The sequence below is a fragment of the Micromonospora sp. NPDC005205 genome (assembly GCF_040608275.1).
Classification (GTDB): Bacteria; Actinomycetota; Actinomycetes; order Mycobacteriales; family Micromonosporaceae; genus Micromonospora.
In genome coordinates, this window is record NZ_JBEXHV010000013.1 from 139,670 (window position 1) to 155,930 (window position 16,261).

The 16,261-nt window shown below is 71.7% G+C and carries 16 protein-coding genes; 8 read left to right on the plus strand and 8 right to left on the minus strand.

All coding sequences use genetic code 11. The features are described from left to right. Window positions 1–173: 173 nt before the first annotated feature. The 3 genes from ABZU43_RS23135 to ABZU43_RS23145 all read right to left on the minus strand — a co-directional run bounded on the left by ABZU43_RS23135 (window position 174) and on the right by ABZU43_RS23145 (window position 5,883). Entirely contained in the window at window positions 174–1,034 is an 861-nt protein-coding gene (locus ABZU43_RS23135; protein ID WP_355008556.1) for an oxygenase MpaB family protein, read from the minus strand. Then, a complete protein-coding gene (locus ABZU43_RS23140; RefSeq protein WP_355008557.1) occupies window positions 1,031–1,711 on the minus strand; it encodes a haloacid dehalogenase-like hydrolase in 681 nt (226 codons plus the stop codon). Before ABZU43_RS23140 ends, ABZU43_RS23135 begins: the two co-directional genes overlap by 4 nt. 89 nt (window positions 1,712–1,800) lie before the next feature. Beyond that, a complete protein-coding gene (locus tag ABZU43_RS23145; RefSeq protein ID WP_355008558.1) occupies window positions 1,801–5,883 on the minus strand; it encodes a tetratricopeptide repeat protein in 4,083 nt (1,360 codons plus the stop codon). A gap of 75 nt (window positions 5,884–5,958) precedes the next feature. On the opposite strand from ABZU43_RS23145, the gene ABZU43_RS23150 reads away from it, so the two are divergent. Further along, complete coding sequence (locus ABZU43_RS23150) at window positions 5,959–6,120, plus strand: hypothetical protein (protein ID WP_355008559.1); 162 nt, start codon at window positions 5,959–5,961, stop codon at window positions 6,118–6,120. Beyond that, a complete protein-coding gene (locus ABZU43_RS23155; protein ID WP_355008560.1) occupies window positions 6,117–6,755 on the plus strand; it encodes a hypothetical protein in 639 nt (212 codons plus the stop codon). The genes ABZU43_RS23150 and ABZU43_RS23155 overlap by 4 nt, the downstream gene beginning before the upstream one ends. A 51-nt stretch (window positions 6,756–6,806) precedes the next feature. Here ABZU43_RS23155 and ABZU43_RS23160 read toward each other — a convergent pair whose 3' ends face one another. Then, window positions 6,807–7,853: an SMP-30/gluconolactonase/LRE family protein gene (locus ABZU43_RS23160; protein WP_355008561.1), complete on the minus strand. Its 1,047-nt coding sequence runs from the start codon at window positions 7,851–7,853 to the stop codon at window positions 6,807–6,809. 283 nt (window positions 7,854–8,136) lie between these two features. On the opposite strand from ABZU43_RS23160, the gene ABZU43_RS23165 reads away from it, so the two are divergent. From ABZU43_RS23165 to ABZU43_RS23180, 4 genes are all read left to right on the plus strand, one after another. Beyond that, window positions 8,137–9,315, plus strand: coding sequence for a MalY/PatB family protein (locus tag ABZU43_RS23165; protein ID WP_355008562.1), 1,179 nt, complete (start codon window positions 8,137–8,139; stop codon window positions 9,313–9,315). Between the two features lie 235 nt (window positions 9,316–9,550). Beyond that, window positions 9,551–10,066 (plus strand): SigE family RNA polymerase sigma factor, encoded by a 516-nt coding sequence (locus ABZU43_RS23170; protein WP_355008563.1) that lies wholly within the window; start codon window positions 9,551–9,553, stop codon window positions 10,064–10,066. Continuing rightward, entirely contained in the window at window positions 10,063–11,232 is a 1,170-nt protein-coding gene (locus ABZU43_RS23175; RefSeq protein WP_355008564.1) for a hypothetical protein, read from the plus strand. The genes ABZU43_RS23170 and ABZU43_RS23175 overlap by 4 nt, the downstream gene beginning before the upstream one ends. A 112-nt stretch (window positions 11,233–11,344) precedes the next feature. Continuing rightward, a complete protein-coding gene (locus ABZU43_RS23180) occupies window positions 11,345–11,728 on the plus strand; it encodes a hypothetical protein (RefSeq protein ID WP_355008640.1) in 384 nt (127 codons plus the stop codon). Window positions 11,729–11,743: 15 nt separating this feature from the next. Here ABZU43_RS23180 and ABZU43_RS23185 read toward each other — a convergent pair whose 3' ends face one another. Continuing rightward, window positions 11,744–12,139 (minus strand): hypothetical protein, encoded by a 396-nt coding sequence (locus ABZU43_RS23185; RefSeq protein WP_355008565.1) that lies wholly within the window; start codon window positions 12,137–12,139, stop codon window positions 11,744–11,746. A 125-nt stretch (window positions 12,140–12,264) separates the two neighbouring features. Between ABZU43_RS23185 and ABZU43_RS23190 the strand changes: the two genes are divergently transcribed. After that, window positions 12,265–12,495: a hypothetical protein gene (locus ABZU43_RS23190; protein WP_355008566.1), complete on the plus strand. Its 231-nt coding sequence runs from the start codon at window positions 12,265–12,267 to the stop codon at window positions 12,493–12,495. Window positions 12,496–12,502: 7 nt separating this feature from the next. On the opposite strand, the gene ABZU43_RS23195 is transcribed toward ABZU43_RS23190, so the two are convergent. Then, window positions 12,503–13,378: an alpha/beta hydrolase gene (locus tag ABZU43_RS23195; RefSeq protein ID WP_355008567.1), complete on the minus strand. Its 876-nt coding sequence runs from the start codon at window positions 13,376–13,378 to the stop codon at window positions 12,503–12,505. A 106-nt stretch (window positions 13,379–13,484) separates the two neighbouring features. Next, window positions 13,485–13,829 carry a DUF1330 domain-containing protein gene (locus tag ABZU43_RS23200; protein WP_355008568.1) on the minus strand — a complete coding sequence of 115 codons (345 nt, stop codon included), beginning with the start codon at window positions 13,827–13,829 and terminating at the stop codon, window positions 13,485–13,487. 122 nt (window positions 13,830–13,951) lie between these two features. On the opposite strand from ABZU43_RS23200, the gene ABZU43_RS23205 reads away from it, so the two are divergent. Then, complete coding sequence (locus ABZU43_RS23205; RefSeq protein WP_355008569.1) at window positions 13,952–14,794, plus strand: helix-turn-helix transcriptional regulator; 843 nt, start codon at window positions 13,952–13,954, stop codon at window positions 14,792–14,794. On the opposite strand, the gene ABZU43_RS23210 is transcribed toward ABZU43_RS23205, so the two are convergent. After that, the gene (locus ABZU43_RS23210; protein ID WP_355008570.1) at window positions 14,749–15,771 is read right to left on the minus strand and encodes a hypothetical protein; all 1,023 of its coding nucleotides are present in this window, start codon (window positions 15,769–15,771) and stop codon (window positions 14,749–14,751) included. The genes ABZU43_RS23205 and ABZU43_RS23210 overlap by 46 nt on opposite strands. Window positions 15,772–16,261: the final 490 nt, after the last annotated feature.

The window sequence follows — 16,261 nt, forward strand, 5'->3', positions numbered from 1 at the left end:
GTTCGTGCCACGACCACCGTGGGGTGCCGGCTGGTTGGCCGGAAGGTCATTGGGGGTCGGACAAACAACGTCGGACAACTCTCGGCCTGCGGAGTCGCCTACGGCTGACCCGAATACGGTCGCGGGATGAGGCTGGAGTGCTGCTCGGCCACCGACGCCGGCACTACGACGTGCTACTCGCGCACGCGGTCCTGGTGGGGGCCGAGCCGGCTGATCTCGTACCCGTCGGGGTAGCTCTTGGTTCTGATCCCGTCGGCGAACAATGCGGTCGCCGGTGGTGCCCCGAACCACCGCTGCGACAGCGAGCGCGTCCGCAGGGCGAGGTGCACACCCGCCCGGACCGGCCAGGTCGGCGTGTCGACCCGTGTCGCGCGCCGCAGCGGCGCGTCATAAAGGGCGCTGACCAGCGCGTTTCCCAGTGGGGCGAGCGTCCGGGGGATCCGGTTGAGCATCAGCATGCGGGTGGCGCGTTCGATGGCCGCCGCGTCGTCGTTCGGTTGCAGGTGAGCTGCGTCGTACGCGTCGAACCAGGTCTCGAACTCGCCGTACGACCCCGGGATGTCGGTGATGCCCATCCGTCGACCGAGTTGCCGGTAGAACAGGTACGTGGCGTGACGTTCGTGGCAGCAGGGTGGGCGCCAGCCGTACTCCTGCAACCACCGGGTGGGGATCACGACCAGGCAGCCGAGGACGTAGCGGAAGTCGTCGTTGCTGATGTCGTACGGGCGGTGGATCTGGTTGACGCGCCGCAACGCCTCGCGGCCCCGCGGCTGGTCGAAGCCGTTGAGCACCATCTCGTACATCAGCAGACCGGTGTCGTCGATGCGCTTCTGGGTGCGTTCGGTCAGCTCCCCGGTGGCGGTGTGCACGGCCGCGATGGCCGGGATGGAGAACGACCGGTTGAAGGCGAGGTTGAGCCCGAGCTTCATGTCCCACGGAAACTCGTAGCGCAGCATCGTCTGGTAGATGGCCAGGTGGTCGCGCTCCGGGTCGAGAGCACGGGTGCGGGTCAGGTTGTCGTAGCGGCCTCTCATCGGCGGTCGTCTCCAGCGGTGTGAGGTGGGTGCCCCGGGCCCTGGCCACCCAACCAGGTGACAGTCGTCAGCCGGGCGCCGAGGAGCCGCCGCGCCCGGGCGACCTGACGCGTTGTCGCGTTGACCAGCACTGGCTGCTCGGCGGCGTCGAGGATGGGCAGATCCGACAGTGAGTCGCTGTAGGCCACCCGCCACGGTGGCGTCACCCCCTGGCCGGCGAGCTGCGCCATCTTGGTCGCCCCGTGGTTGTGCACTATCAGTTTCGGCCCGCGAATGCGCGAGGCCACGAGCTCGACCTCGGTGAGGCCGATCGCGTCGAGCACGGCGCGCGCCAGGGTGTGCTCGCACGCGGTCACCACGATGACCCGGTCGCCGTCGGCGAGGTGGCTACGGATCATCCGCAGGCCGGGCTCGATCATCCGCCCGGGTTCCGCACCGAGGCTCGTACCGAAGCGTTCCAGCTCTGCCCGCAACTCGTCCGCGTTCCGGCCCACCAGGCCGATCCGGCTGACCCACCGCGCCGCCCACGGACGGAGGGCGGGAAGAGCGGCGACGGGCGCGAGGACGACGAGCGCGGCGACGGCGAGCGGCAGCCGGGCACCCGCGAAAGCAGTGCGGCGCAGGAACAGCCCGAATGCGTCCCCGCGCAGCAGCACACCGTCGAAATCGAAGATCACGGTGTCTGCGGTCGACGCCCCCATCGGTCTATCGACCTCGGTGCCGCGGGCGGTTCGCCATCAGCCGAGTGTACGGGTGACCGGGTGGATCAGGTTGGCTCGTCCGCGGTCGGTAGCACCGCGATCAGGTCGAGCACCTCGGCGGCACCGGCCGCGCCGAAGGCGTCGGTGAGGATGGCCGCGAACACCTCGTCGCCGAGCCTGGCCCGCAGTTCGCGCAGCGCGTTGAGGTCGAGCGCCGCGTTCGCCGACCCGATCTGCCGGTCGATGCTCAGCGCCTCGACGATCAGCGGGACGCCCTCCGCCGGGTGGCCCTGCTCGACGCGCAGCTGCCCGAGCGCCACCTGGTCCAGTGCCACCGCCTCCCAGTTGCCCTGCTCGCGGTCGATCCGTAGGCAGGTCCGGTAGCACCGCTCGGCCAGGGCCTGGTCGCCGCGCAGGCCGGCCACCCTGCCGAGGTGGAAGGTGCTGTTGGAGACGCCCGACAGGTTCCCGAGCCGTTTCTTGATCGCGATGGAGCGACGGTAGAACCGGTCAGCGCCGGCGAGATCCTCCTGCTCCTCGCAGACCCGGCCGAGCTGGTGCAGGACGATGGCCTGGTTGGGCTCGTGGCGCAGCACGCGGTAGACCTGCAACGCCTGCTCGTAGCGGGACCGCGCCTCGGTCAGCCGGCGGGTCTCCAGGGCTGCCCGACCGAGGTCCTCGTGGCACTTGGCGACCCCCGCCTGGTAGCCGGCGGCGGCGCAGATCGGCAACGCCCGCAGCAGGCACATCCGGGCGGTACCGAACTCACCGGCCTGGGCGGCGGCGATGGCGCGCAGGACGTAGCCACTGCCGAGCGGCGTCGGGTGCGAAGCGTCGAACCGGAACCGCAGGTACGCCGCGACCCACTCGGCCCGCTGCCCCGCCTGCCTCCGGTCGAGGTGCCGGGACAGCAGGGCGGAGAAGGCGTGCGCGCCCAGTTCCAGGCGCTGCACGGCCAGCCATTCCAGGGCCGCCTGGAGCGGCGGCTGGTCGTCCCCGCCGATCGCGTTCACTGTGTGCGGCACCGCCTCGGCAGCCCGGCCGAGGACGGTTCGGACGCCGCCGAGCAGTTCGTCGCAGCGGCGCAGCAGCGGGTCCTCGCCGAGGGCCGCGACGATCGTCCGGGCGCGGGCGTAGCAGCTCTCGGCGAACTCGAGGTCGTCGAGGTCGCGGGCGAGGTGACCGAGCAACAGCGAGCACTCCGCGATGTGACCGTTGCTGCCGACCTCCTCGAAGATCTTCAGCGCGGCGCGGACCCGCTCCTCGGCGGTCTCGTACGCGAACTGGGCGAGGGCGATGCGTCCGAGCATCACCAGCCCGCTGCCCTGCTGGACCCGGACGCCCAACCGTCCGTAGCTGGTGATCGCCACCTGGACGCACCGCTCCGCCTTCACGAAGTCCCGGGCCTCGAAGGCGAGTACGCCGATCTGGTGGTGGCTCGCCGCGATCCCCTCCAGGTCGTCGAGGTCTCGGGCGATCGCCAGCTCCTCCAGGTAACGCGACATGGCCAGTTCGGCGTCGCCGTTGCCGCGGGCGATCCCGGCGAGCTGGTGCAGGGTCCGGGAGACCGCCGAGCGGTCGCCGAGCCCGCTCAGGATCGTCAACGCCTCCTGGAACAGCCGGTCCGCGCTCGCCCGGTCGCCCCGGTTGTCGGCGACCAGGCCCAACTGGTGCAGGAGCTTGCCGACCCCGCTGTCGTCGCCGAGATCCCGGTAGACGGCAAGCGCCGCCTCGTAACGCTGCGTCGCCTGCGGGTACTCACCCCGGCTGAGGTGCACGTCGCCGAGTCCCTTGAGGAAGCTCGCGAAACGCGCCGAGCCCGGGGATGCCAGCGGCAGCAGTTCCCGCCAGATCTTCTCCTCCCAGGCCCAGTGCCCGGCCGCGTGCAACTCCTGGCAGGCCAGCTCGGAGTAGGTGACGACCTCGTCGGTGTCACCCGCCGCCAGGTGGTGGTACCGCGCCTCGACGGCCCGGCGGATGAAGTCGTGCTGGTCGGTGCTGGACCGGGCCCGCCAGCCCCAGTAACGGCCCGCGCGGCGGTGCGCGTCGACCACCGCGTCGCGGCCGGCGATCCGCTGCAGGCTCGCCGCCGTCCACCGGTGCACCAGGTGGCCCCCGGTGACCGGGGCGAGCAGCCCCAGCTGCGACAGCGTCTCGACCGCCTCGTCCAGCCCCGCCGGTTCCGGTGGTGGGTCGTCGCCGTCGGCAGGGTCGGCGAGCTGCCAGGCGAGCCCGGTCCGGTCCGCCGGAGTGCGGTACACCGCCGCGCCGAGCAGCAACCGACGGGCCGCCGGGACGGCCTCCAGGCGGGCGAGCAGCCGGGGCAGCAGCACATCCTCGGCGGCCAGCGCGCCGGCCTCCGCCAGCGGCGTGCCGACCTCGGCCGGCGCGGCAACTGGGTCACCGCCGGCCGCGGCCAGTCGGCCGGCGACCTCGTCGGATCGGGCGTTGCCGCCGCGCAGCAGGCCGTCGAGGTATTCCAGCGCGCGCGGGTGGCCACCCAGCCGGTGCCACATCCGTTGCTGTTCCGCCGACGCCAGCTGGCCCACGCCCGGCAGCCGCCAGAGCAGCTTGCGGGTCTCCTGCCAGGAGAGCGGACCGAGGTGACAGGCTTCCAGACCGGCGACCGCGAACGGGTGCCGGCTGGTCACGACCAGCTCGTGGTGGGACGCCCAGGCGGCGAGGAACGCGGCCAGGTCCGCGTCGGCCAACCGGTGCTCGGCGTCCAGGGCGTCCTCGGCGTTGTCGAGGACGAGCAGCAGCGGCGGGCCGCCGGCGCCGATCGCGTCCAACCGTCGCCGCCAGTCCTGGCCCGGCTGGGCGAGGGCGACGAGCCATCGCCGCAGCGGGTCGTCAGGGGCCGCTTCGGCGCAGCGGCTCCCCACCTGGCGGCGCAGCTCGTCGAGGATCGCGTCGACGGTGGCGTCGCCGTGGGTCGCCACGACGATGCCACCCGCGTCGCGGAACCGCCGCGCGAGTTCCGCGGCGAGACTCGTCTTGCCGATCCCACCGATGCCGTGGACGAGCACCCGAAGCTTTCCCCGGGACAGCCGACGCAGGATCTCCCGGCGGCCCACGAAGTCAGTGGGCGCACGCACCACGCCGTCCCCGACGATCGACTGAACGGGCGGCGCGGCAATGGCAGCGCCGTCCCGTCCGCCGGCCAGCCGCAGCCCGGGGTCGGCCAGGAACAACGTCGGCATCCACCACTCGGCGGCGGTCGGGGCCAGCTCACGGCGTACGGCGGAGACCTCTGCCAGCAGCTCCGGCTCGCTGCGGGCGGCCAACCGCTCGTAGAGCCGAGCGCAGAAGTCGATGGTGTACCCGTCGCTGACCGTCCCGTTCATCGCCAACACCGCCGGCGCGCCGTGGGTCAGCAGCGCGCCGGCCAGCCCGGGCAGTTCCCGTTGATCCTGACGGGCTGTCGAGCAGCCGGCCAGCACGATCAACGGCACGGTCCGGCCGGGCGGCAGCAACTCGGCCAGGAACCGCGCGGCGTCCACACGGTCCTCCGCGCCGGTGGGGGTCTCCAGCAGCAGCGCGCCGGGACGCGCGTGGCTGGAGACGTGCAGGACGTGGAACGGTTCCTCGGCGAGGGCGGCCCGGATCGCGGCGGCGCTGCCCCACTCCAGGACGCGGACCCGCACCCCGTGCCGATGCCCGGGTTCCACAGCGCCGAGGATCCGCCCGAGTTCCCGCTCGTGGTCCAGCAGTGGCTGGGTCGAGTCGTCCGGGCTCGCGATCGCCGCGAGCATCCGCAGAGGGCCGTCCACCCGGACCGTCGGTGCCGGTGCGTCCTCGCCGGTCCGGCAGACATCGACGTCGGGTCGCAGCGCCAACGGCAGTTCCTCGCCGGGCAGCACCAGCGTCTCCCAGGGCAGGTCGGCCAGGGCCGGGTCGACGACCTCGATGCCGAGCCGGTGCCGGCCGGGGCGGGCCAGTTCAGCGCGCAGGGCCGGGCCGGGGGCGTCGAGGAAACGGCGGCCGAGCGCGGCGCCGACCTCGTACGACAGCTCCACCGAAGGGCCGCCGCGCAGCCGCCAGAGCAGGTCGGCCGTACGTTGATCGCCTGGGCCCACCGGGTGCCGGCGTCGGTCGCCCTCAACGACCAGGACCACGTCGGTCCCGCTGACTGTCAACCGGATCACGAAGGGCCCCTCTGCGGTCGCCCGGCGGACGACCCGATGCCGGGATGGATTGCCGGGCTGACCGATACTGTATCCATGGCTGACGATCCTGAGGAGCTCGCGCAAGTCAACGCCGTGCGGATCAACGACAGCGGCGAGCTGGAGGTCTTCGACGGGCAGCGCTGGGTGCCGTACACCGATCTGCCCGACGACGAGAACGGCCCGTTGGGCGTGGTCTTCCGCGACGACATTCGATGACCGGGGAGTCGCCGACGAGCGGCGCGGGGTTGGACGTGCTGCCGTCCCCGTTGGACTCGGTCGCGGACAGTCGGGCGGCGGCTCGGTGGATCATCTCCTCGGCCGGCGCGGTGGGCGCGCTGCTGCTCGGTGGCGGCCCGCTGATCGCCGCCGGCAAGGTCACCGACTGGGCTCACGCGGCGTGGGCGGGCGGCGGCCTGCTGGTGACGCTGCTCGGCGTGGCCTGGGCGATCTGGCGGACCAGCGAGGTGCTCGTCCCGCCGATGACCACGCCGGCGACGCTCACCGGGCCCGAGCTGCGCGGCCTGCGCGAGCGGCTGGAGGCCGAGCCCTGGTACCACTTCGGCGGGTACGCGGACGACGTCGACGGTCTGCTGCGTCATCGCCGGATCGCCGCGGAGATAACCCGCCGCCTGCCGACGGCTGCCCCGCAGGAGCGGGCCGCCCTCCGGGCGGGGCTCGCCACCGCGCGCCGCAACATCGCCCGGACCGACCCGTACCTGCGCTGGCTGCTCGCCACGGCGCACGCCTGGCAGGTCAGGGAGGCGTTGCGCCGGGCCCGTCGGCAGACCTTCCTGGCCGCCGTGCTGGTGGTGGTCGGGGCGGTGGTGTTCATCGCCGCGACCGCCGGATAGCGCGCCGCCTCGTCGGGCTACGACGAGAGCGGCGCGCCGCCCAACCGTTGGTCAGTACGGATATCCGGGGACGTTGAGCCGCACGCTGTACAGCCCGGAGTCACCCCAGCGGCCCGACGTGACGAAGAGGGTCTGCCGGTCGGGGCCGCCGAACGCCACATTGGTCGTGCCGGAGTTGCCGGACCGGATCGTGCCGAGCTCGGTGCCCGCGGGGGAGTAGACGTGGACCAGGGAGTCTCCGCCCGAGGTCCAGTACACGTTGCCGGCGCAGTCGATCGTGCCGCCGTCCGGGCCGCCGATGTAGTTCACGAAGACGCTGCGGGCCCCGATGCTGCCGTCGGGCTGGACCGCGTACTTGTAGATCTTGTTCTCCGAGTAGGCGCCCACGTACAACGCCGTCCCGTCCGGTGAGAGCGAAATGCCGTTGGGTTGGCGCAACCGGTCGTCGACCAGCGACACCTGCCCGTTGGAGACGCGGAAGACGCTGGTACGCCCGCTCATCTGGTCGGGGCGGTTGCCGCGCTGGAAGTTGGGGTCGGTGAAGTAGACGACGCCGTCGGAACGGACCGCGACGTCGTTAGGCGAGTTGAACGCCCGGCCCTGGTAGTTGGGCGCGACGGTGCTGCGGGCCCGGTCGCTCAGCCGGTACGCCGACACGCTCCGCTGGTCGTGGGTGGCCGCGACGAGCTGCTGGGCGTCGGCGCTGAGCGCCAGGCCGTTGCTGCCGGCGTTGGTGATGAACGTGTCGAAGGTGGCGGGTGCGGTGAACCGGCGGATCGTCGACGGCTGGACGTTGTACGGCCCGGTGCCGGCGGTCATGTCGGAGAACAGCAGGTAGCCGCCGTCGGCGACCCAGACCGGCCCTTCGAGGAACGTGAACCCGCCCTGGATTCGCGGGGCCGTCACGGTGCTGGCGGGCAGCGGCGGGCCGTAACTGGCCCCCGTCGGGCAGGCCCCGGGCGGTGCGCCGGGCGGACCGGCGAGCGCGGCGTGAGCGCTGACGTGGGCAGCGGCGACGGCAGCACCGGCGGGCAGGGGGGTGGCGCTGACCGCCAGGCACAGGCCGGCCAGTGCGGCAATGGTTGGACGCCAGGTCATCGAACACTCCAATCGGCGTCGAGGGTTGCGATGGCCGGCGTGCAAGGTCGGTGGCTGGCACGGCGTGAGGGCGGGCCGTCGGTGTGGGCATTCGGGAGCCTAGGTGATGAACTGGCAACTCGCAGCAATCTTTCGGCGTTGATTCCGAGCGGCACGAGGATCGCAAACACAAAGACGCTGGTCAATGCCAAATCGGTCTCCGGAAATCCTTCCGAAACAACCACAGTGGACACCTCATCGGCGACCCGGAGCGTCGGTCGGAGGCAAGGAATAGGGTGGGGACATGAGTGGTCTGCTCAGTGGTGCCCGAACCTCGGTCAATCCCCTCCGCCAGCTCACGATCGAGCAGCTTCGGCAGCGGACGAGCCTCAAGTGGCGGGAGTACCCCGACGACGTGCTGCCGCTCTGGGTGGCCGAGATGGACGTGCCCCTGGCCGAGCCGGTCGCACGGGCAATCACCGACGCCGTCGCGCGCGGCGACACCGGCTACCCCGCCGGAACGGCGTACCCGCAGGCGGTGGCCGAGTTCGCCGCGCGGCGGTGGGGTTGGGACGGGCTGGCCGTGGAGCGCACCGCGCTGGTGCCCGACGTCATGCACGGCGTCGTCGAGGCGCTGCGACTGGTCACCGAGCCGGGGGACGCGGTGATCGTCAACTGCCCGGTCTACCCGCCGTTCTACGAGTCCGTGGCGCACGCCGGCCGCCGGATCGTGGAGGCTCCGCTCGACGAGGACCTGCGGATCGACCTCGCAGCCCTGGAGGAGGCGTTCCGGCGGACTCGCGCCGGTGGACGGCCGGCCGCGTACCTGCTCTGCAGCCCGCACAACCCGACCGGTGTCGTGCACAGCGCGGCCGAGTTGACCGCCATCGCCGGACTGGCCCAACGGCACGGGGTGCGGGTGGTCGCCGACGAGATCCACGCTCCGGTGGTGGCCGGGGGAGCGCGATTCGTGCCGTACCTCTCGGTGCAGGGCGCGGAGAACGGCCTGTCGCTGGTGTCCGCCTCCAAGGGGTGGAACCTCGCCGGCCTGCGCGGCGGGCTCCTGGTCGCCGGCCCGGCCGCGGCCGGTGACCTCGCTCGCGTCCCGTTCGGGGTCAGCGTCAGCACCAGCCACCTCGGCGTGATCGCCCACACCGCTGCCTTCCGCGACGGTGGCGAGTGGCTCGACGCCCTGTTGACCGGTCTGGACGACAACCGCCGGCTCCTGGCCGCGCAGCTCGCCGAGCACCTGCCGGCCGTCCGTTACCAGCCCGGTCAGGCCACCTGTCTGGCCTGGCTGGACTGCCGCGCCCTGGGCCTCGGCGACGACCCGGCCGCCGTGTTCCTCGATCGTGGCCGGGTGGCGCTGAACTCCGGACTGGCGTTCGGCACCGGCGGTGCCGGGCATGTCCGACTGAACCTGGCCACCGCACCGGAACTCATCATCGAGGCGGTACACCGGATGACCAGCGCCGTCGGCTGAGACCGGCACTGGTGTCGGTCGGTGGTTCCACGGTGTGCCCGTGAACGCCGTCCAGACGAACCGGTTGGCGACCGAGGCGCGCAGGCTCGAAGCCGCGCTGGCTCGCTGACCCGTCCGGGTGTGGCCGGGCCGGGTCCCCGGCCCGGCCGAGCGGTAGGGCCTCCGAGCGTTCTTCGACGGGGACGCAACCTGATGACCGTCCGGTCCCGTCGAGCATGCGGAGGAGGGAGCCTCGATGGTGGAAGCCGAGGGTGAGTTCGTGGAGTACGTCTCCGCGCGACTGCCGAGCCTGCATCGGACCGCGTTCCTGATGTGCGGCGACGCCCATCTGGCCGACGACGTGGTGCAGCAGACGGTCACGGCGCTCTACGTGAACTGGCGCCGGGTCAGCCGGGCCGACAACGTCGACGCGTACGTACACCGGATGCTGGTGCACAAGCTCGTCGATGAGAAGCGGTTGAGCTGGGCGAAGGTTCGCCTGCTGGGGTCGGTTCCGGAGCCGGAGCGCTCGCCGGTGACCCCGCACGACGACCTGGCCGAGCGGGACAGCCTGCTCGCCGCGCTCGCCCGCCTCCCGCGCGGCCAGCGCACCGTGCTGGTCCTGCGGTTCCTGTGCGACCTGTCATTGACCGACACGGCCGCCGCGATGGGCTGCTCGGAAGGCAACGTGAAGTCGCAGACGGCTCGGGCGTTGGCGGCCGTCCGCCAGGTGCTCGACGTGACCGAGATGTCAGTGAGGAGTCCGAGATGACCACCGTGGACGAGCAGCGGATCGCCGAGCTGCTGCGGGCGGCGCCGGTGCCGGAGCCTCGGGTCGACCTGAGCCGGGCGGTCCGCGACGGTCGGCGGCGCCGACGGCGTCGCCGAGTCGGCGGGATCGCCGCGCTGACGGTGCTGGCCGGGGTCGGTGTCGTGGGTGCCGTCCAGGCCGGTGCGACCACCGGCCCGCCGGCTCCGACCCCGCCCGCGCTCGCGGTGACGCCGGAGAACACCGGGTCGAACGCCCCGCGCCCGCCGGTCACCTGCCAGGCGTCGTGGTTGCCGCAGCCGGTCAAGGGTTCGGTCGCGGTGGCCAACAGCGTCGATCCCACCGGACGGCACATCGTCGGCGACATCGGCACCGGGCAGGAGGACGGCCGGGTCGTGCTGTGGACCGACGGCCGTCCGGTCGTCCTGCCGGCGACCGCGCGGCACGCGGCCGCGGTCAACACCCGTGGCTATGTGGTGGGCACCAACGGAGACGGCACGGGCTGGCTGTACCGGGACGGCAAGCTGCGTTTCCTGGCCACGCCGCCCGGCTACGACGCGGTGCTCGTGCACGCCGTCAACGGTCGGGGCGACATCGTCGGCACCGCCCGCAGGTCCGACGACTCGCACCAGGCTGTGCTGTGGTCGACGGACCACCCCCAGAAGCACCGGCTGGTCGGCCAGCCGGGGTCCTCCGCGACCGGGATCACCGAGGACGGCACGATCGTCGGCACCGTCGACGATCGGCCCTACCGGTGGACGCCGCAGGGCGTCGGGGCGACGTTGGCGGTGCCCGACGGTTATCCGCGTGCGTCGGTCGAGTCGGCGCAGGGCGAATGGGCGATCGGCATGGTTCCCGGCGACCAACGCAGCGGCGCCGTGCAGATGCTGCCGGCGCGGTGGAACCTCGCCACCGGGGCGGTGAGCCTGTTGCCCTTCCCGGGGGCGAGTGGCATCGCCGGCAGCGGTGAGGTGCTGGTCGCCGACGGTGCGCCGCTGCTCGTGGCGCCGGACGGCACCTCCCGCCGGTTGCCGGGTCGACCGGAGGTCCGGGCGACCGAGGCGGGCACGTACACGGCCGAGGGGATCAGCGGCGACGGTCTGACGGTGGTCGGGGCCGTCTACGAGAACGAGGCGTATCGGCCGCTGGTGTGGCGGTGCACACGCTGAGGGTTGAGCGGCTCAGCCTTGGGGGCGTGCCGTCCGGACCGTTTCAACCGACCGGTTCCGTGGGTACGCTCCCACCGGCTGATCACCCGATCGACGGAGACTTCCCGTGATTATGGCTCTGCTGCTCGACCTCGCCAACATCGTCGGTGGCTTCCTGCTCGCCGTGGCGGTGCTGCGGCTGCTGCCGCGGGTCGGCGACGACCTGGGCCGCCTCGCCGGTCGGGCCGCCCCGATCGCGTGGGTGGTCGGCCTCGTGGCGTTGGTGACCGGCGGTTACTACCTGATCGTCCACCTGGTGTCCGGGCCCCGGGTGTTCCACTTCGAGGTGGTGGGGATCGGTGTGGGGCTCGCCCTGCTGTGGGGCCGGTTGACCGGGCGGTCGACGCCGCGCGACGAGCGGTCGGACGGTGCCACCGGCGTCCGGCTGTTGCTCGCGATCTTCGGCCTCATCGCGATCGTCGTCGGCGTACAGGGGCTCTTCACCCCGGACGGCTGACAGCGGGTCACCGGGTCACGTGGTGGACGGTCGCGGCGCCCAGATGCCCGCGGCGCTGGCGATCAGGAGTATCACCGCTGGTAGGAACGCGACACCGATGCCCAGCCCGAGCAGCAGACCCCATCCGGTGAGCACCAGTGCGGCCACCAGGTCGGCGACGATGGTCAGCCGCCCGGTCTGCTGCGCGAGGACGGGCAGCAACGCCGCGACAACGGGAACGCCGAGCAGATAGCCGGCCGCCGCGCCCGAGTCGTCCACGGTGAAGGGCACCAGCACGGCGGCCACCAGCACAGTGATCGCCAGGGCCGACCATCTGAGCACCGAGCGGGTGTTGGCCGGCTTACGGATGAGGATCACGAGACCGACGAGCAGGACACCCACGAGTGCGCCGACGGTCGCCAGACCAGTCATAAATGCCCTCCTCGACTGCAGCGGGTGGCGTTTAATCGAAGACGGCGGATCGTCGCCCCCGCGTCTCACGATACGGCTGGTCGGCCAGCCGCACGAGATTCAGCGTCGAGCAAGGAGGTCCCGGCGTGCCTCTCCTGCGAATCCACCTCGGCACCGACCGGGGGACCGCCCGCCGGGTGCTGCAACTGCACCAGCAGGGCAAAGCCCATCACGAGTCGCGGGAGGCGGCCCGGGAACAGGTGTGGCGTCAGGGCCGCACCCCGTGCGGTGATCCGGTCTTCGTCGGGGTCACCAACGGCCGCCGCGATGTGCAGCTGCTCTACGACGTCGAGGTCTACTCCGAGGCGACCGGTTGAGCAGAGGTCAGCCGCCGTCCAGCACCTCTCGCAGACGCTCGGCGAACTCCTCCGGCTTGCCCGCGTAGCCGAACTCGCCGCCGAGGAACCCGCCGTGGTGGCTCGGGAACACCACGGCCTCCTGGCCGAGCAGCGCCGCGAGGCCCAGGGCGGTGCGAGCGGTGTACGTTCCGGCCGACTCCTCACCGACAGCGACCACGATCCGGGTGGGCGCGGCGGTGAGCACAGTCGCGTCGGGACGGTAGTCGGTGATCGCCCACGAGTTCTGCGACAGCAGCGGATCGTCGCGGCGGCCGTCGTCGTCGTCGGTCATGCCGAACATCGCCGGGTCGGGAGCGGGCTGGGCGAAGTAGGCGTCGGTGAACTCGCCCTGCCAGGACGTCATGGCGATGAACGCGGCCATTCCCGCGCCCGGGCCCTTCGCCTGGTACGCCTCGTAGAAGTCGGCTCGGGCGCGCTCGGCGGCCGTGACGTCGGGGAGCACGGCGTTGATCGGCGGTTCGTGCGCAACCAGGGTGGCGATGTCGTCGGGGTGGGTGGCGACCAGTTCGAGTGCGGTCACCGCGCCGCCGCTGCTGGCGAACACGTCGACCGGACCGACCCCGAGTGCCTGAAGGAGCGCGTGCAGGTCGGCGGCCTGCTGCTGCGGCGTGTGGTCGGAGCGACCGTCAGTGCGGACGCTGCGGCCCAGACCACGCGGGTCGTAGGTGAGGACCGTGCGGTCCGTGAAGTGCGGGGCGAGCGCGGTGAAGCCCTCGGCCGCCATCGGCTGGCCGATCAGGAGCAGCGCGCGATGGGCGCCGGTGGGAGGTAGGGGGCCGCGGACGTCGTAGACCAGGTCGACGCCGGGAATGGCCAGGGTGTGCGTCTGGATGTCCTGCATTCGATGAGACTACGGACGGCTGACCTGTGTCAGGGTGCCTCGCGGGCGGCGCGCCGTCGGGTTCTTCGGGACGGCGCTCGCGCGCCGGCGGCGCGATGGTCGGGTGCTACCGATCGCTGGCGCGGCGGATGGTCGCGGCCATCCGCGAGGAGTCGTGGCCCGGCTCGACTCCGTCGACGAGAATCACCTCGCCGGTGAGGTGCCTCGTCCGCAGGGGCTTGATCTCCTGATAGGCGCTGGACCGGTACCAGGAGCGGGCGTGGCTCAGGTCGGGAAACTCGATGACGACCACGTCGCCGGGCCAGTCGCCCTCCAGGACGTCGACGGTGCCGCCGTGGACGATGAACCGGCCCGCGAAAGGCGCGAGGGTGGCGTCGATCCGCTCAAGGTACGTCAGCACCTCGGCGTGGACGGGTGCCTTACGGAGGTGTGCGAGCGCGTACGCGGTCATGGTTGTCCGCCCTTCGCGTTGTGTTTCCTGAGGTGGGAAGTGATTTTTCCCGGTGTCGTGGTGGGCTGTCGATTACCTCGCAGGTAATGGCACGGCCGTCGGTGCGGAATTACTGTCGGTGAGTGACGATCTCGACCCGGCACGGGCGACCAGTGGGGGAGCTGCTGCGCGACTGGCGCCGGACTCGCGGAATGAGCCAGCTCGACCTGTCGATCGAGGCGGGAGTGTCGGCCCGGCACCTGAGCTTCGTCGAGACCGGGCGGTCCCGGCCGAGCCCCGACCTCATCCTACGGCTGGCCGAACACCTGGAGATGCCGCTGGCCGAGCGCAACACGATGCTGCTGGCCGGCGGCTACGCGCCTGCCTTCCCGCGCCACGAACTGGGCGACCCCGAGCTGACACCGGTCCGGGCTGCCATACGGCGGATCCTCGATGGTCACAGCCCGTACCCTGCGCTGCTCGTCGACCAGCACTGGCACCTCGTCGACGCCAACCCCGCCGTCGCCCTGTTCACCATGGACGCGCAGCCCCACCTGCTCACTCCACCGATCAACGTGCTGCGCCTCAGCCTGCACCCCGACGGTCTGGCACCGCGCATCGTCAACCTGCCCGAGTGGCGTGCCCACCTGCTGAAACGGCTGCACCAGCAGGCGGCGACAACCAACGACCCGATCCTGTACGACCTGCACGAGGAGCTTCGCGGCTATCCCGGTGGCGACGTCGAGACGACACCGCCAGGCGATGCCCTCTCACGTGTTCTCGTCCCGCTGCGCTACCGGCACGGTGACCAGGAGTTGTCCTTCGTCAGCACCACGACCCTCTTCGGCACGCCGCGGGAGGTCACAGTCGCCGGGTTGGCCGTCGAGGCGTTCTTTCCCGCAGACTCGGCGACCACGCAGACCCTCCGGGCCCGTGCTGATCATGACTCGGCTGCCCGTCCCCCTGCGGGAGCCGGCGGCGGCTGACGGAGCGCGTCGTCGATGATGCCGGGCATCCGCCGGGCCACTCCGGCGAGGAGATCCGCTACCTGCACGCGTGGATCGTCGCGGGAGTCGACCATCACCAGCCCCGCCAGGGGCGACACCCCGTTCGGCAACGCCCCGGCCCGGTCGGCGCCGGGGGCCGACGCGTAGCCGTTGGCCAACACCCGCTGGAGGCGGGTCAGGCGGTCGGCCGTCAGGGCGCTCTGCTCGTCGTGGGTCACCAGCACCTGCCGCTGGCCGCCGCTCCAGGACAGGACCGTCTCCGCCAGCGCCGGAAGCAGCGGTTCCAGTGGGGGAGGGACCGTGCGGTCGTCGACGTCGAGCCTGGCCACCACGGCCCGCACGTGGTTCGGGCTGAGTCCGTCGAGGACGGCGTCGGCCACCGTGCCGAGGCCGTGTCGCCGCAGCGCGTCCCGGGCCTGGAAGAACCGCTGCATGGTCTGGTCGACCGGGAGTCGCCGCTTCATCCGGACCAGATCGACGAACGCCGACAGGAAGGTGCCCCAGTCACCTCCGGTCGCGCGTCCGGCCTCGTGCAGGGCGAGAGCCGCCGGATGGTGCTCGCGAGCCAGGTGGGTGCCCGCCGCGTACGACGGCTCGGTCAGCAGGAAGTCCACAATTCGGGTGACGAGGAAGAACTCCTTGTCGATGAGGTGGACGTGCGCGCGGCCGGCGAGCGCCGCCAGAAACCACTCCAGTGCCTCCTGCGCACCCGAACCGCGCAGGAACCGACCGGACTTGAGCTCGTGCGGCGAGAACCGGAACCCGGACCGCAGGGCGGTGATGAGCGCGACCGCCTCGTCGACGGCCAGGTCGACGCTCGCGTGCGTGATCACCGGGGCGGTCGAGTGCAGCAGGTTCGTACCCGAGAATCCCGACTCGTCGCAGGCGATCTCCACGACGGCCCCGACCACCACCGCGCTGCCGGGCGGTAGTCCACCTTGAAGAGGCGATCTCACCCCCGAGCTCCCGCCATGCCGCCCATGGTCACCCGTGCGCCGGCGGAGAACAACCCGATTGCGTACGGGAGCCTCAGTCCGCGATCCGTGCTCTCGGACCCACCGGGGTTGCGCTGCCACTTGAAGGCGCACGTCGGATCTTGTGTAACGGCTGGCTCGACTGCCCGCCTGCGTACATCCGATGTATGTCCATCGGGGTGAGTGCTCGTCGGCGTGATTCTGGCGGATCGCTGCGCGGTGCCGAGTCTGCGTGACGCTGCCCATCCGCCCGTGCATCTTGCTGACCGGCCAGATGGTCACCGTATCGATCAATCGATCGACCGTTGCCTATTCTGTGCCCCCGGAGTAACCTTCCCGAAACACATCAGATGTCTGGCGCGCCAAGGCCCGGCGTCGGCCTGCTCAGGCAGGGTCCCGGTTGGCCCCACCAAGCGGATCCCCATGTCGAGTCCCATAGTTGTCACGCTTCGGGGTGGCCGGACTGGCCACC

Coding starts and splice junctions, on each gene's coding strand:
- ABZU43_RS23135 (WP_355008556.1), bottom strand. CDS start 1,034: ATGAGAGGCCGCTACGACAACCTGACCCGCACCCGTGCTCTCGACCCG.
- ABZU43_RS23150 (WP_355008559.1), top strand. CDS start 5,959: ATGGCTGACGATCCTGAGGAGCTCGCGCAAGTCAACGCCGTGCGGATC.
- ABZU43_RS23155 (WP_355008560.1), top strand. CDS start 6,117: ATGACCGGGGAGTCGCCGACGAGCGGCGCGGGGTTGGACGTGCTGCCG.
- ABZU43_RS23160 (WP_355008561.1), bottom strand. CDS start 7,853: ATGACCTGGCGTCCAACCATTGCCGCACTGGCCGGCCTGTGCCTGGCG.
- ABZU43_RS23165 (WP_355008562.1), top strand. CDS start 8,137: ATGAGTGGTCTGCTCAGTGGTGCCCGAACCTCGGTCAATCCCCTCCGC.
- ABZU43_RS23170 (WP_355008563.1), top strand. CDS start 9,551: ATGGTGGAAGCCGAGGGTGAGTTCGTGGAGTACGTCTCCGCGCGACTG.
- ABZU43_RS23175 (WP_355008564.1), top strand. CDS start 10,063: ATGACCACCGTGGACGAGCAGCGGATCGCCGAGCTGCTGCGGGCGGCG.
- ABZU43_RS23180 (WP_355008640.1), top strand. CDS start 11,345: ATGGCTCTGCTGCTCGACCTCGCCAACATCGTCGGTGGCTTCCTGCTC.
- ABZU43_RS23185 (WP_355008565.1), bottom strand. CDS start 12,139: ATGACTGGTCTGGCGACCGTCGGCGCACTCGTGGGTGTCCTGCTCGTC.
- ABZU43_RS23195 (WP_355008567.1), bottom strand. CDS start 13,378: ATGCAGGACATCCAGACGCACACCCTGGCCATTCCCGGCGTCGACCTG.
- ABZU43_RS23200 (WP_355008568.1), bottom strand. CDS start 13,829: ATGACCGCGTACGCGCTCGCACACCTCCGTAAGGCACCCGTCCACGCC.